We start from the raw sequence: 15,076 nt of genomic DNA on the forward strand, positions 1-15,076 counted from the left end.
TTCCTGTCTGTCAGCGTGGGTCACAGACCCAGTTCCTGCTCTGCCAGTTCAAGGATCTCGTCGTCGGTCGCCGAGTCCAGGTCGGTTGCGGCCGCGTCGCCGTGCCGCTCCCACTGGGAGACGATGGCGCGCAGCCGCGATATCACGTGCGTACGGGTGCTGTCGTCCGCCGCTTCCGCTCCGACCGCCGTGGAGCGTTCCAGCCCGTCGAGTTCCGCCCGGAACGCCGCTCCCTCCGGTTCGGCGGCGGGTGCGAGGAGCGTTCGGAGATGCCCGGCGAGTGCCACGGGGGTGGGGAAGTCGAACACCAGGGTGGCGGGCAGCCGGGTCCCGGCGGCGGCGGAGAGCCGGTTGCGCAGGTCCACCGCCGCGAGGGAGTCGAAACCGGCGTCCTTGAACGACTGTCCCGGGACGACGCTTTCGGCGTCGGCGTGGCCGAGCGAGGCCGCGGCCGAGGTGGTGACGAGTCCCAGGACCAGCTCGCCCTGTTCGGCCGCCGTCAGTCCGGCAAGCCGCTCCGGCCAGGACGTACCGGTGGCTCCGGTGGCCGTCGCGGGGGCGGCGGCCTTCGGTGCGGGCCGTACCAGCAGGTGGTAGACGGCGGGCAGGGTGCCGTCCGCCGCGGCGGCGCGCAGGCCCTCGAAGTCGAGCCGGGCCGGCATCAGCCCGGGGGCGTCGGAGGCGAGCGCGGCGTCGAGCAGGGCCAGACCCTCGTCGGGGGAGAGCTGGGGTACGCCGTCCCTGCTCCCCAGATGGGCGGTCAGTTCGCTGGTGACTCCCCACAGTCCCCAGGCCAGCGAGGTGGCGGGCAGGCCGATCGCCCGCCGGTGCGCGGACAGACCGTCGAGGAAGGCATTGGCCGCCCCGTAGTTGGCCTGCCCGGGGTTGCCGACGACGGCGGCGGCGGAGGAGAAGAGGACGAACGCGGCGAGGTCCGCGTCGCGGGTCAGCCGGTGCAGATGCCAGGCGCCGTCCGCCTTGGGCCGCAGCACGCCCGCCAGCCGCCCGCTGTCCAGTCCGGTGAGTACGCCGTCGTCGGTCGTTCCCGCGGCGTGCACCACGGCGGTCAGCGGGTGATCGGCCGGCACGGCGGCCAGCACCCTGGCGAGTGCCGCGGGGTCGGCCGCGTCGGCGGCCTCGACCCGTACCTCGGCACCCAGCCCGGTCAGTTCGTCGACGAGCGCCGCCGCGCCGGGCGCGGCGGCACCGCGACGGCTCAGCAGCACCAGTTGGCGTACGCCGTGTCCGGTCACCAGGCGCCGCGCGACCAGGCCGCCCAGCGCGCCGGTGCCGCCGGTGATCAGGGCGGTGCCTTCCGGGTCCAGGCCGCGTCCCGTCGCCGGGGCCGCCGGCGGTGCGGCCCGGACCAGGCGCGGTACGAGGAGACGCCCGGCCCGCACCGCGCCCTGGGGTTCGCCGGAGGCGAGGACCCGGGCGGCCGATACCGTCGGCTCCCGCTCAGCGGTGTCCAGCAGCACGAAGCGGCCCGGGTTCTCCAACTGGGCGGTGCGGACCATGCCCCAGACGGCCGCGGCGGCCGGGTCGCACGCTTCGTCCTCGCCCGCCGCCGGGACCGCGCCGCTGGTACGGATCACCAGCGGTACGGTCTCCAGGGCGGGTTCGGCGAGATGGGCGACGAGCTGGTCCAGGACCCGGCCGGTCAGCCGCAGGGTGCGTTCGGGCAGCCGCTCGGCGGCGGTCGCGCCGTCGAGACCGGCCAGGTCACCGGCATCGGTCAGGCCGTCCGCACCGGCCAGGTCGAGGACGACGGCGTCCGGCAGTACGCCGCCGCCCGACGCGCCGCCCGACGCACCGCCCGACGCGCCGGTCAGCACGCCGGTCAGCGCGCCCATGTCCGGGTAGTGGACGGCCAGGGAACCGTCCGGGACGGCCCCGCTCCCGCCGAGCAGCGCCCAGCGGAGCGACGTGTCCCCTCCGGTGCCCGGCACCTCGGTCCAGCGCAGCCGGAACAGCGCCTCGTCGGTGATCGCCGTACCGCCCCGCAACTGCTCGGCGGCGACCGGCCGCAGCGTCAGGGAACCGACCGAGACGACCGGGCCGCCCCGCTCGTCCGACGCTTCGAGCAAGAAGGCGTCGGGCCCTGCCGGAGCGACCCGTACCCGCAGTTGGGCGGCGCCGGAGGCGTGCAGGGTGACCCCGCTCCAGGCGAACGGCAGCCGGATCGCTCCTTGCCCGCCGTCACCCAGCGCGCCGAAGTCCCCGGCGTGCGTGGCGGCGTCGAAGAGTGCCGGGTGCAGACCGAAGGCCGCGGCCTGCGGCAGCTCACCGTCCGGCAGGGCGACCTCGGCGAAGGTCTCCTCGCCCCGGGTCCACAGCGCCCGCAGTCCCCGGAAGGCCGGGCCGTATCCGTACCCTTCCGCGGCCTTGCGCGGGTAGAAGCCGCCGATGTCCACCGGTACGGCGCCCGTGGGCGGCCAGATGTCCTCGGCGGCGGGCGGGCGGGGTGCCTCGGCGACCAGGGTGCCGTCGGCGTGGCGGGTCCAGGGGGTGCCGGTGCCGTCGCCCGTACGGGAGTACACGCGTACCGCCCTGCCGCCGTCCCGGTCCGTGCCGCCGATCACCACCTGGACCTGGACCGAGCCCTCCTCGGGCACGGTCAGCGGTGCCTCGACGAGCAGTTCGGCGAGAGTGCCGGTGTCGGTCTCGCCCGCGGCCCGCAGCGCCATCTCGACCAGCGCCGTGCCCGGCACGACGACACGACCGGACACCCGGTGGTCGGCGAGCCAGGGATGCGACCACAGGGCCAGCGGCGCCTCGAAGACCAGCCCGCCGCCGTCCGCGACGTCCAGCCTCCCGCCCAGCAGGGGGTGGCCGAGCGGCCCGGCGGCGGAGCCCCGCGTACGGCGGGCCGCGGCCGGCCAGTAGCGCTGATGCTCGAAGGCGTACGTGGGCAGCGCCACCCGGCTCGTACCGGTACCGGCGAACACGGCGGCCCAGTCGACGGCGACACCGCGCGCGTGCAGGTTCGACACCGCCGTGAGCAGCGCGCGCACCTCGGGGCCGGTGCGGCGGAGCGCGGCGAAGCAGCGCGCGGCGGGGTCGTCGTCGGCAAGCGTCTCGCCCACCATGGCCGTCAGGACGGCGTCGGGCCCCAGTTCGAGGAAGGTCCCGGTGCCCGCCGCCCGCAGGGTGCGCACGGCGTCGGTGAAGCGGACCGGGCGGCGTACGTGCCGCGTCCAGTAGTCGGGCGAGGCGAGCGTGTCCGCGTCGAGCGGACCGCCGGTGACGGCGGAGACCACCTCGATGCGGGGCGGGTGGTACCGAAGGCCCTGCGCGACCTTCCGGAAGTCGTCCAGGACCGGTTCCACCAGAGGCGAGTGGAAGGCGTGGCTGACCCGCAGGGCACGGGTCTTCCAGCCGCGTTCCGCGCAGCTCCGGGCTATCTCGCCGACGGCTTCGGCGGCGCCGGACAGCACGACGGACCGAGGCCCGTTGATCCCCGCGATCCCCACCTGGTCCTGGCCGGCGAGCAGCGGCAGCACGTCCTCCTCGGACGCCTGTACGGAGGTCATCACCCCGCCCTCGGGCAGCGACTGGAGCAGCCGGCCGCGCGCGGCGACCAGGGCGCAGGCGTCGGCCAGGGCGAGTACGCCCGCGGCGTGGGCGGCCACCAGTTCCCCGATCGAGTGTCCCGCCAGCCGGTCGGGCCTGATCCCCCAGGCTTCCATGAGCCGGAAGAGGGCCACCTCGACGGCGAACAGCGCGGGCTGGGTGTAGGCGGTGCGATCCAGTTCTCCCAGGTCGCCGGCCAGCACCATCTCCTTCAGCGGCCGGTCGAGATGCTGGTCGAACTCGGCGCAGATCACGTCGAAGGCCGCGGCGTACACGGGGAAGGTGTCGTACAGCTCGCGGCCCATACCGGCCCGCTGGCTGCCCTGTCCGGTGAACAGGAAGGCGAGATCGCCCGGTGCGGACCGGGTGCCGCGTACGGTCGCGGGCGCTTCCTCGTCGCGGCTCAGGGCCCGCAGTCCGGCCAGGAGTTCGGCGCGGTCCGCCGCCAGAATCACCGCGGCGTGTTCCGTGTGTGCCCGGGTGGTGGCCAGCGAGTACGCCAGATCGCCCTGGCCGGGCGCGGTCTCGGACCGCAGGGCGGCGGCCAGGCGGGCGGCCTGCCCGCGCAGCGCGCCCGTGGTACGGGCGGAGACCGGGAACGGCAGGACCCCGGGAAGCGGCGCCGACGGCGCACGCCGCGGAGCGGGCGCCGGTTCGCGCGGCGCCTGTTCGAGGACCACATGGGCGTTGGTGCCGCTCACCCCGAAGGACGAGACGGCGCACCGGCGAGGCCCGTCCTCCTCGGTCCAGGGGCGGGCCTCGGTGAGCAGGGACACCTGCCCCGCGGTCCAGTCCACGTGCGGTGAGGGCGACTGGGCGTGCAGGGTCGCGGGCAGTACGCCGTGCCGCATCGCCTGCACCATCTTGATGATGCCCGCCACGCCCGCCGCGCCCTGGGTGTGGCCGATGTTGGACTTCACCGACCCCAGCCAGAGCGGCCGGTCCGCCGGGCGCTCGGTGCCGTAGGTCGCCAGCAGCGCCTGGGCCTCGATGGGGTCGCCCAGCGCGGTGCCGGTGCCGTGCGCCTCGACGGCCTGGACGTCCGCCGCCGACAGGCGCGCGTCGGCGAGCGCCTGCCGGATGACCCGCTGCTGCGCGGGTCCGTTCGGCGCGGTCAGCCCGTTGGACGCGCCGTCCTGGTTGACCGCGGACCCGCGCACCAGGGCGAGTACGTCATGGCCCAGGCGCCGGGCGTCGGAAAGCCGCTCGACGAGCAGCAGCCCGACGCCTTCCGCCCAGACGGTGCCGTCCGCGCCGTCGGCGAACGCCTTGCACCGGCCGTCGGCGGCCAGTCCGCGCTGCCGGGAGAACTCGATGAAGTTGTCCGGGGTGGCCATCACCGTGACGCCTCCGGCGAGCGCCATGGAGCACTCGCCCTGGCGCAGCGCCCGGATCGCGAGGTGCAGTGCGACCAGGGACGAGGAGCACGCCGTGTCGACGGTCAGCGCGGCGCCCTCAAGTCCCAGGACGTAGGCCACCCGTCCGGAGGCGACGCTGCCGGAGATCCCCGTCAGCCGGTACCCCTCGCTCTCGGCGGGGGCGTCCCGCAGCCGCTGGGCGTAGTCGTGGTTGATGACACCGGTGAAGACCCCGACGTCGGTGCCGCGCAGTGAGGTGGGGTCCAGGCCCGCACTCTCCAGCGTCTCCCAGGCCACTTCCAGCAGCAGCCGCTGCTGGGGGTCCATGGCCAGGGCCTCGCGCGGGGAGATGCCGAAGAACTCGGCGTCGAAGGCCGCCGCGTCCAGGAAGGCGCCGCGCCGGGCGTAGGAGGTGCCCTGATGGTCGGGGTCGGGGTGGAAGAGGGTGTCCAGGTCCCAGCCCCGGTCGGCCGGGAAATCCGAGACGGCGTCGACGCCGTCCTCGATCAGGCGCCAGAAGCGGTCCGGGCTGTCGGCGCCGGCCGGGAACCGGCAGCCCATCGCCACGATGACGATCGGGTCGTCGTCGGTGGCGGGCGTCGGGGCGTCCGGTACGGCGGGCGGCGCCGCCTCGTCCCGGTCGGTCCCGGACAGCAGGGGCCACAGGTGGCGGGCGAGTTCCGCGGGGGTGGGGTGGTCGAACACCAGGGTGGCGGGCAGCCGCAGTCCGGTGGCACCGCTCAGCCGGTTGCGCAGCTCGACGGCGGTGAGGGAGTCGAAGCCCGCTTCCTTGAAGGAGCGTTCGGCTCCGACGGAGTCGACCGTCGCGTGCCCGAGCACGAGCGCCGCCTCGCCCCGTACCAGGGCCAGGATCTCCCGTCGGGCGGCGTCCTCGGCCAGGTGGGCCAGCCGGTCCGGCAGGCCCTTGCCTCCGGCGGCGCCGGTGTGCGCCGTCCGGCGGGCGGGCCGGATCAGATCGCGCAGCAAGTCCGGTACCGGGTCGGGGCGTTGGGCGCCACCCAGTTCGAGCCCGGCCGCCAGCACGGCCGGTTCCGGGCCGCGCAGCGCGGCGTCGAAGAGGGCGAGGCCCTGCGCCGAGGTGAGGGCGCGCATGCCGCCGCGCCGGGTGCGGGACAGCGCGGAGTCGTCCAGCGCGGCGGTCATGCCGCTGGCCTGCGCCCACAGCCCCCAGGCCACCGAGACCGCCGGCAGTCCGGCGGCCCCGCGCCGCTGGGCCAGCGCGTCCAGTAACCCGTTGGCCGCCGCGTAGTTGGCCTGCCCCGGATTGCCGAGCGTGCCCGCCGCCGAGGAGAACAGCACGAAGGCCGCGAGGTCCATGTCGCGGGTCAGCTCGTCCAGGTGGAGCGCGGTGTCGGCCTTGGGCCGCAGTACGGTGTCCAGCCGCTGCGGGGTCATCGAACGCAGCACGCCGTCGTCGAGAACACCGGCCGTGTGCACCACCGCCGTCAGCGGGTGCGCGTCCGGTATCTCCGCGAGCAGTTGGGCCAGGGCCTCGCGATCGCCGGTGTCGCAGGCGGCCAGGGTCACCCTGGCTCCCTGGGCGGTGAGTTCGGCCGCCAGCGCGGTCGCTCCGTCGGCCGCCGCGCCGCGCCGGCCCGCCAGCAGGAGGTTCCGTACGCCGTGCTCGGCGAGAAGGTGACGGGCCACCAGGCCGCCGAGTACGCCGGTGCCGCCGGTGATGAGCACCGTTCCGGCCGGGTCGAGAGCCCGCGGGACGGTGAGGACCACCTTGCCGACGTGGCGGGCCTGGCTGAGGTGGCGGAACGCCTCCGGGGCCCGCCGTACGTCCCAGGCCGCCACGGGCGGCGGGCTGAGTTCGCCGGAGGCGAAGAGACCGGTCAGGGTGCGCAGCATCGACTGGATACGGTCGGGCCCGGCCTCCCGGATGTCGTACGCCTGGTAGCGCACCCCCGGATGGGATACGGCGGTGTCCCCGGGCTCCCGGATGTCGGTCTTGCCCAGCTCCAGGAACCGGCCGCCGCGCGGCAGCAGTCCGAGCGAGGTGTCGGTGAGTTCACCGGCCAGCGAGTTGAGCACGATGTCCATCCCGCGCCCGCCGGTGGCCGCGAGGAATCGCGGTCCGAACTCCGCCGTACGGGAGGACGCCAGGCGGTCGTCCGGGATGCCGCAGGAGCGCAGGGTGTCCCACTTGGCCGGGGACGCGGTGGCGTAGACCTGGGCGCCGAAGTGCCGGGCGAGCTGGACGGCGGCCAGGCCGACCCCGCCCGCCGCCGCGTTGATCAGGATCGTCTCGCCCTCGCGTACCCCGGCGAGGTCGCGCAGGCCGTAGTAGGCGGTGAGGAAGACGATGGGGACGGCCGCCGCCTGCTGATAGGACCAGCCTGCCGGGATGGGAGCGAGCATGCGGTGATCGGTGACCGCGACGGGTCCGAAGGCCCCGAAGTCGCCGATCATGCCCATGACCCGGTCGCCGGGCGCGAGAGTGGTGACGCCGGGGCCCACGTCGAGCACGACGCCCGCGGCTTCGCCGCCCAGCCCGCTCTCGCCGGGCACCACGCCCAGCGAGACCAGCACATCGCGGAAGTTGACCCCGGCGGCCCGTACACCGAGGCGCACCTGGCCCGGTTCCAGCGGGTCCAGGGCGGCCGGGTGGTCCACCAGGGCGAGATCGTTCAGCGTGCCGCCGCCGGAGGTGGTCTCCAGACGCCAGGCGCGGGAGCCGTCCGGGGCGCTCAGGGCGGGTCCCGAGGCGGCCTTCTCCAGCCGGGGCAGGAAGATCTCCGTGCCCCGTACGGCGGCCTGGGAGTGGGCGGATGCGAGGACGGCGGGCAGGACGCCGAGGGCGGCGGCACCGCCGTCGGTGTCCACCAGGACGATCCGTCCGGGGTGTTCGGACTGGGCCGACCTGACGAGGCCCCAGACCGCTCCGGAGGCCGCGTCGGTGACCTCCTGGGCGCTGTGCACCGCGACGGCGCCCCGGGTGAGCACCAGTACGCGCGCCTCGTCGGCTCCGGGCCGTGCCAGCACGTCGTTCAGACCGGCCAGCACCGCACCGGTCATGGCCCTGAGCCGCTGCGCGGGAGTGCCGGGCTCCGCACGCGCGTCGATCACGACGACGTCGGGTGCGGCGGCATCCGGCGCGGCGCTGTCCGGCGCGTCGGTGGCCGGCGCGGCGGCGTCCGGTGCGTCGGCATCCGGTGCGTCGGCATCCGGGTAGCGCGTCCAGTCCGGGTGCGCGGGTGCGGCGGAGCCCAGGTGGGCCCATGCCCCGTACTCGGCGGCGGGCAGGGTCACGGGGCTCCAGCGGGTGCGGAAGAGCATCCGCTCCCGCGGGCCGGGCGCGCGGTCCCCCGGCCCGGCCGCCGGACGCAGCACCAGTTCTCCTATGGAGGCGACCGGTTCGCCCGCCGGATCGGCGAGGCGTACGGCGGTGGCGCCGGACGGCAGCCGGGTCAGACGCACCCGCAGTTCGGCGGCGCCGGAGGCGAAGAGGGCCACGTCACGGAATTCGAAGGGCAGTTCGCGCACGCCGGGGGCGTCACCCGCGGCGGCGGCGCCGTCCTCGACGGCCGCGGCCGAGTGCAGCGCCGCGTCCAGCAGCGCCGGGTGCAGGCCGAAGCGGTCGGCGCGCGGGGTGTGCTCCTGCGGCAGCGCCACCTCGGCGTACAGGTCGTCGCCGTGCGTCCAGGCCGCGCGGAGCAGTTGGAACAGCGGCCCGTAGTCGAAGCCGGCCGCCTGCCTCAGCCGGTAGAAGTCGTCCACCGGCAGCGGCGTCGCGCCCTCGGGCGGCCACACGGTCATCCGGAAGTCGGGGGCCTGCTCCCGCCGGGCCAGGAAGCCCTCGGCGTGCAGCGTCCACGGCACCTCCCCCGGGGTGTCGGGCCGGGCGTGTACCAGGACCGGGAGGCGGCCGGAGTCGTCCGGGCCCCGGACCTCGGCCTGGACGCGCAGACCGCCCTGCTCCGGCAGGACCATCGGGGTGTGCAGGACGAGTTCGTCGACGGTGTCCGCACCCGCTTCGTCGCCGGCCCGCAGGACCAGCTCCAGCAGGGCGGTGCCGGGCACCACCGCCTCGCCGCCGACCCGGTGCCCGTCGAGCCACGGCTGGGCGGCACGGGACAGGCGGGTGGTGCACAGCGTCCCCCCGGCGCCGGGCCGGGCGACCACGGCGCCGATCAGCGGGTGTCCGCTGCCGGTGAGGCCCGCGGCCGAGACGTCGGCGCTGTCCTCGGCGGCCGACAGCCAGTAGCGGCGGTGCTGGAAGGCGTAGGTGGGCAGCGGGGCTCCGGGCACGCCCGCGTCCGCGAACAGCGCCTGCCAGCCGACCTCGATCCCCCGGGTGTGCATCTGGGCCAGCGCGGCGAGCAGGGCGTGCGGCTCCGGCCGGTCGCGGCGGAGCGCGGGCACGGCGGCCACGGAGGGATCGGCGGTCTCCTCCAGGCAGTCCTGGACCATCGCGGTCAGGACGCCGCCGGGACCCAGCTCCAGGAAGGTCCTGGCGCCTTCGGCGTGCAGGGTCCGTACCGTGTCCGCGAAGCGCACCGGACTCATCACGTGCCGCACCCAGTAGTCGGGCCGGGTGATCTCCTCGGGCGTGGCCGGCCCGCCGGTCAGTCCGGACACCAGGGGCACGGTGGGCGGTGCGTAGGTCAGCCGCTCGGCGACGGCGCGGAACTCGTCCAGCATCGGTGCCATCAGCGGCGAGTGGAAGGCGTGCGACACCCGCAGCCGCTTGACGCGGTGGCCGCGCCCGGCGAGGACGTCCGTCACCCGCTCCACGGCGTCGGCGTCGCCCGAGATCACCACGGCGCGCGGGCCGTTGACGGCGGCGAGCCCCACGCGCGCGTCCAGCAGCGGAACGACCTCCTCCTCGGCGGCCTGCACGGCCGCCATCGCGCCGCCGGTCGGCAGCGCGTTCATCAGCCGGCCCCGTGCGGCGACCAGCGCCGCCGCGTCGTCCAGCGACCAGACGCCGGCCAGGTGGGCCGCGGCCAGCTCGCCGACCGAGTGACCGGCGAGCAGGTCGGGCCGTACACCCCAGCCTTCGAGGACCCGGTGGAGAGCGACCTCGACGGCGAAGAGCGCAGGCTGGGCGAATTCGGTGGAGTCCAGCACAGCGGCGTCCGTCCCGAACACCACCGCGCGCAGCGGCCTGCTCAGATGGCGGTCCAGGGCCTCGCACACCGCGTCGAAGGCGACGGCGAAGGCGGGTATCCCCTCGTAAAGCTGACGGCCCATGTCCAGCCGCTGGCTGCCCTGCCCGGTCAGGACGAACGCGGTCCGCCCGCCCGCCGGGGTGCCCGTCACGGCGTCCGGCGACGGCCGGTCCCCGGCCAGCGCGGTGAGCGCGTCGACGGCCCGCGCACGGTCGGAGGCGACGACGACGGCGCGGTGTTCCAGCGGGGCCCGGGTGGTGGCGAGCGCGAGACCGATGTCCGCCGGGTCCAGCTCGGGGTGGTCGGCTGCGTGCGCGGCCAGCCGCGCCGCCTGGCCCCGCAGGGCCTCGGCGGTGTGGGCGGACAACGGCCACAGGACCGAGGGCAGTTGGGTGCGCTCCGGCTCCTGGGCGGGCTCGTCGGGGGCCTGTTCGAGGATGACGTGCGCGTTGGTGCCGCTGACTCCGAACGACGAGACGCCCGCCCGCCGGGGCCGGTCCACGGCGGGCCAGTCACGGTTCTCGGTGAGCAGTTCCACCGCACCGCGCGACCAGCCCACCCGGCTGGTGGGCCGGTCCAGGTGCAGGGTCCGGGGCAGCACGCCGTTGCGCAGTGCCATGACCGTCTTGATCACGCCCGCCACTCCGGCCGCCGCCTGGGCGTGGCCGATGTTGGACTTGAGCGACCCGAGCAGCAGCGGCTGTCCCTCCGGGCGGCCTTGGCCGTACGTGGCGAGCAGGGCCTCCGCCTCGATCGGGTCTCCCAGCCGGGTGCCGGTGCCGTGGGCCTCCACCGCGTCGACGTCGGCGGGCGCGAGACCGGCCTCGTCCAGCGCCTGCCGGATCACCCGTTCCTGGGCGGGTCCACTGGGAGCGGTGAGGCCGTTGGAGGCACCGTCCTGGTTCAGCGCGGAGGAACGGACCAGGGCCAGGACCGGGTGCCCGTTGCGCCGGGCGTCGGAGAGGCGTTCGAGGACGAGCAGGGCTACGCCCTCGGACCAGCTCGTTCCGTCGGCCGCCTCGGCGAACGCCTTGCTGCGTCCGTCGGCGGCCAGTCCCCGCTGCCGGGAGAATTCCACGAACGGCGACGGTTTGGACATCACGGCGACCCCGCCGGCCAGCGCCAGGGTGCACTCACCCTGCCGCAGCGAACGGGCCGCCAGGTGCAGGGCGACCAGGGAGGAGGAGCAGGCGGTGTCGACGGTGACGGCCGGGCCCTGGAGGCCCAGGGTGTAGGACACCCGCCCGGTCACCACGCTGCCGGCCGATCCGATGCCCAGGTAGCCCTCGGTCCCCTCGGGCGCCCGCCGCAGGTGCGACGAGTAGTCGTGGTACATCACGCCCGCGAACACCCCGGCTGCCTCGCCGCGCAGCGAGGTGGGGGCGATGCCCGCGTTCTCCAGCGCCTCCCAGGCGGTTTCCAGCAGCAGCCGCTGCTGGGGGTCCGTGGCGAGTGCTTCGCGAGGTGAGATGCCGAACAGGTCCGCGTCGAAGTCGGCGACCGTGTCGAGGAAGCCGCCTTCCCTGACGTACGAGGTGCCGGGTGCCGTGGGGTCGGGGTCGAAGAGTGCGTCGAGGTCCCATCCCCGGTCCGTGGGAAACGGCGAGATCGCGTCGCGGCCCTCGGCCACCAGACGCCAGAGGTCGTCGGGGGACGCGATCCCGCCGGGCAGCCGGCAGGCCATGCCGACGATGGCGATCGGTTCGTCGGGGACGGCCACCGGCCGCCTCGCGCGGGGCGGTGCGGCGGTCTCGGGCCACAGCTCGGCGCGCAGGTGGCGGCCGAGTGCGGCGGGGGTCGGGTGGTCGAAGGCGACGGTGACGGGAAGAGCGAGGCCGGTGGCGGCGGTGAGGGCGTTACGCAGGGCCACCGCGTCCAGCGAGGTGAAGCCGAGGTCCTTGAACGCCCGGTCGGTCGGCAGCGCGGAGCCGCCGGGTGACGGGCGACGCTGTGCCGTCTCGCGTGCCACCAGGTCGGTGAGGGCGGCCAGCCTGCCGGTGGCGTCGAGCCGTTCGAGTCCGGCGCGCAGCGCGGCCGTGGTGGCCGGGTCGGCAGCGCCGTCCGCTCCCGGAGCGGACGTCTCGACCAGCGCGCGCAGCAGTGGCGGTACGTCGCCGCGGCTCAGGTCGCCCGGTTCGATCCGGGTGATGGTCAGGGAGGACCGGTCCGCCGTACGGGCGGCGTCCAGGGCGGCCAGGCCCTCGCGGTCCCCCACCGGCCCGTCGGCCGGCCAGTTCACCGTCAGTCCGGGCAGTCCGGCGGCCCGCCGCGCGGCGGACAGTGCCACCAGGTACGCGGTCTCGGCCGCCTCCCCCGGTGTCCGGTCGTCCGTCGGTCCCGCGCCGGCGACCAGGAGGAGGAAGGACGAGACAGGGGTGTCCCTGGTCAGTTCGTGCAGGTGCCAGGCGCCGTCCAGTACCGAGGGCCGCAGCTCGTCGGGTGTCCCGTCGGGCGGCCCCGCGATATGCACCACCCCGGCGAGCGGGACGTCCGAGGAGGTCAGCGCGGCGGCCAGCGCCGCGCGGTCGGCCGGGTCGCAGGCGAGCAGTTCGGTGCGGGCGCCCAGCGCGACCAGCTCCGCCGCGAGCTCCGCCGCGCCCCGGTCCGCCGTACCGTGCGGGCTGAGCAGCAGGACGTCCTCGGCCTCTCCCACCGCCACCAGGTGCCGTGCGACCGTACCGGCGGCAGTTGTGTCGGCCCCGGTGACCAGCAGCCGCCCGGGGGACGGCTGCCCGGGTTCTTGCTCGCCGGGGGCGGTCCGGCTCAGCCGGGGCACCAGGACCACGCCGTTACGCAGGGCCGTGTGCGGTTCCCCCGAGGCGAGCGCGGCAGGTAGCGCGGCAGCCGAGCCCGGCTCCAGGTCGGCCAGGACCAACCGGTCCCCGTGCGCGGCGCGGCTGCCGCTCACCCAGCCCCAGAGCGCCGCCTGTCCGGCGTCCGGCTCGGTCGTGCCGCCCTCCTCGGTGACGACGGCGCCGCGGGTGGCGACGACGAGGCGCAGGGGCGAGGCGACGGGGTCGGCGTACCAGGACTCGATGTCCCCCGCGACCCGCGCGACGGCGGCGCGGGCCGTGGCGGCGTCCGCCCCGCCGGTGCCGGTCGCCGCCGTCAGCAGCAGGACCGCGTCGGGGCTCTCCCCCTCCTCGGCCAGCGCGCGGCGCAGGGCGCCGAGATCGGGGTACGTACGCACCCCGGCGGCCCCGGGTGCCAGCGCGACCGCCACCTCGTCGGCGCCGGGTCCCGCCACGCACCAGCGCGGCGCGGACGCGGACGCGGACGCGGATACAGACTCGGATACGGAAGCGGATACGGACGGGGATACGGACGGGGATACGGACGCGGACGCGCCGGGCCGCGCCTGGAGCGGGAACCAGTCGACGCCGAACAGCGCCGGGACGTGGCCGCCGCCCACCGCCCGCAGCCGGGCGGGCTGGTCGAGCAGGACATGGCGGGTGATCTTGCCGGAGGCGGTCCTGGGGATGGCCGCGATCTCGTACAGCTCCTCGGGAACCTTGAAGTACGACAGCCGTTCGCGGCACGCGGCGAGCAGCAGGTCCGGGCGCAGACCTTCGGGACCGGCCACCAGGAAGGCGACCGGGACCTCGCCGAGCACGTCGTGGGGCTTGCCCACGACGGCCGCGTCGGCGACGCCCGGAACGGTGCGCAGCACCTCCTCCACCTCGCCGGGGTGGATGTTCTCACCGCCGCGGATGATGAGTTCCTTGAGACGGCCGGTGACGGTGAAGTAGCCGGCGCTGTCCCTGCGGGCCAGGTCTCCGGTGCGGTACCAGCCGTCGCGCAGTACCTCGGCGGTGGCCTCGGGGCGGTTGTGGTAGCCCACCATGACGTTCGGGCCGCGCACCCACACCTCGCCCTCGGTCCCGTCGGGCACGTCGTGCCCGGCTTCCGGGTCGACCAGCCGGACGCTCAGGCCGGGCACCGGAAGACCGCAGGACCCTTCGACCCGGGCGCCGGTGGGCCAGTTGATGGTGATGGAGCCGCAGGTCTCGGTGGAGCCGTAGGCGTCCAGCAGCGGTGCGTGGAACACCTCCTCGAAGGACCTGCGCAGTTCGGCCGTGGTGATCGCCCCGCCCACCAGGCACATCCGCAGGTCCGGGGCCTCGAAGCCGGACTCGCGGACGGCGCGGACGAGGTAGTGGTACATCGCGGGCACCCCGCCGAGGAAGGTCGCCGACTCCTCCCTGACCGCCCTCAGGACCTCTTCGGGGGCGAACCCGTCGATGATCCGGGCGCTCGCTCCGACCGCCGTCACACCGAGCACACACACGATGTGGGCCAGGCTGTGGAACAGCGGCAGCGGCCAGACCACCCGGTCCTCGTGGGACAGGCCGGGTATCGGTACGTAGGAGGCGGCCACCGACCAGAGGCAGTTGCGCTGCGTGGACAGCACTCCCTTGGGGCGTCCGGTGGTCCCGGAGGTGTAGAGCATCCAGGCCGGCTCGTCGAGCCCCAGGTCGTCGCGGGCCGGTGACACGGGCTCGGTCCGCGTGAGCGCGGTGAACGACAGGGTGTCGCCCGGCACGTCCTGCGACAGTTCCCCGACGGCCACGACACGTAAGTCGGGCCGCTCGGCGAGGACGCCGGAGAGCCGGGCCAGGGTGGCGGTGTCGGTGAGGAGGAAACGGGCGCCGCTGTCGTCGAGCAGATAGGCGAGTTCGCTCTCGGACGCGCGCGGGTCGAACGGCACCCCGATGCCGTTGGCGCGGGTGATGGCCAGGTAGCTCTCCACCGTCTCCACCCGGTTGCCCAGGCAGATGGCCGCCCGGTCACCGGGCTGGAGGCGCAGGTCGGCGAGGTGTCCGGCCAGGCGCCGGGTGCGCTCCTCCAACTCCCGGTAGGTGACAGCGCGCCGGGCGTCCCGGAACGCGGTCTTGTCGCCGTACAGTGCTGCGTTGTCCCGCAGCAGTTCCGGCAGCGGCCGGATCAGGTCGGTGCGGAGCACGGTCACCACTTCCCTTGGTCGAGCGCTTCCGGCTCGGGCCAGTC

At 75.3% G+C, this 15,076-nt stretch carries 1 protein-coding gene; it reads right to left on the bottom strand.

Going from position 1 to position 15,076, the window contains the following annotated elements; genetic code table 11:
- Nucleotides 1-20: 20 nt before the first annotated feature.
- Nucleotides 21-15,032, bottom strand: coding sequence for an SDR family NAD(P)-dependent oxidoreductase (locus tag OG329_RS08510; protein ID WP_405793824.1), 15,012 nt, complete (start codon nucleotides 15,030-15,032; stop codon nucleotides 21-23).
- Nucleotides 15,033-15,076: the final 44 nt, after the last annotated feature.

Origin of the sequence: Streptomyces sp. NBC_01506 (genome assembly GCF_045040295.1) — a bacterium.
Lineage (GTDB): Bacteria > Actinomycetota > Actinomycetes > Streptomycetales > Streptomycetaceae > Streptomyces.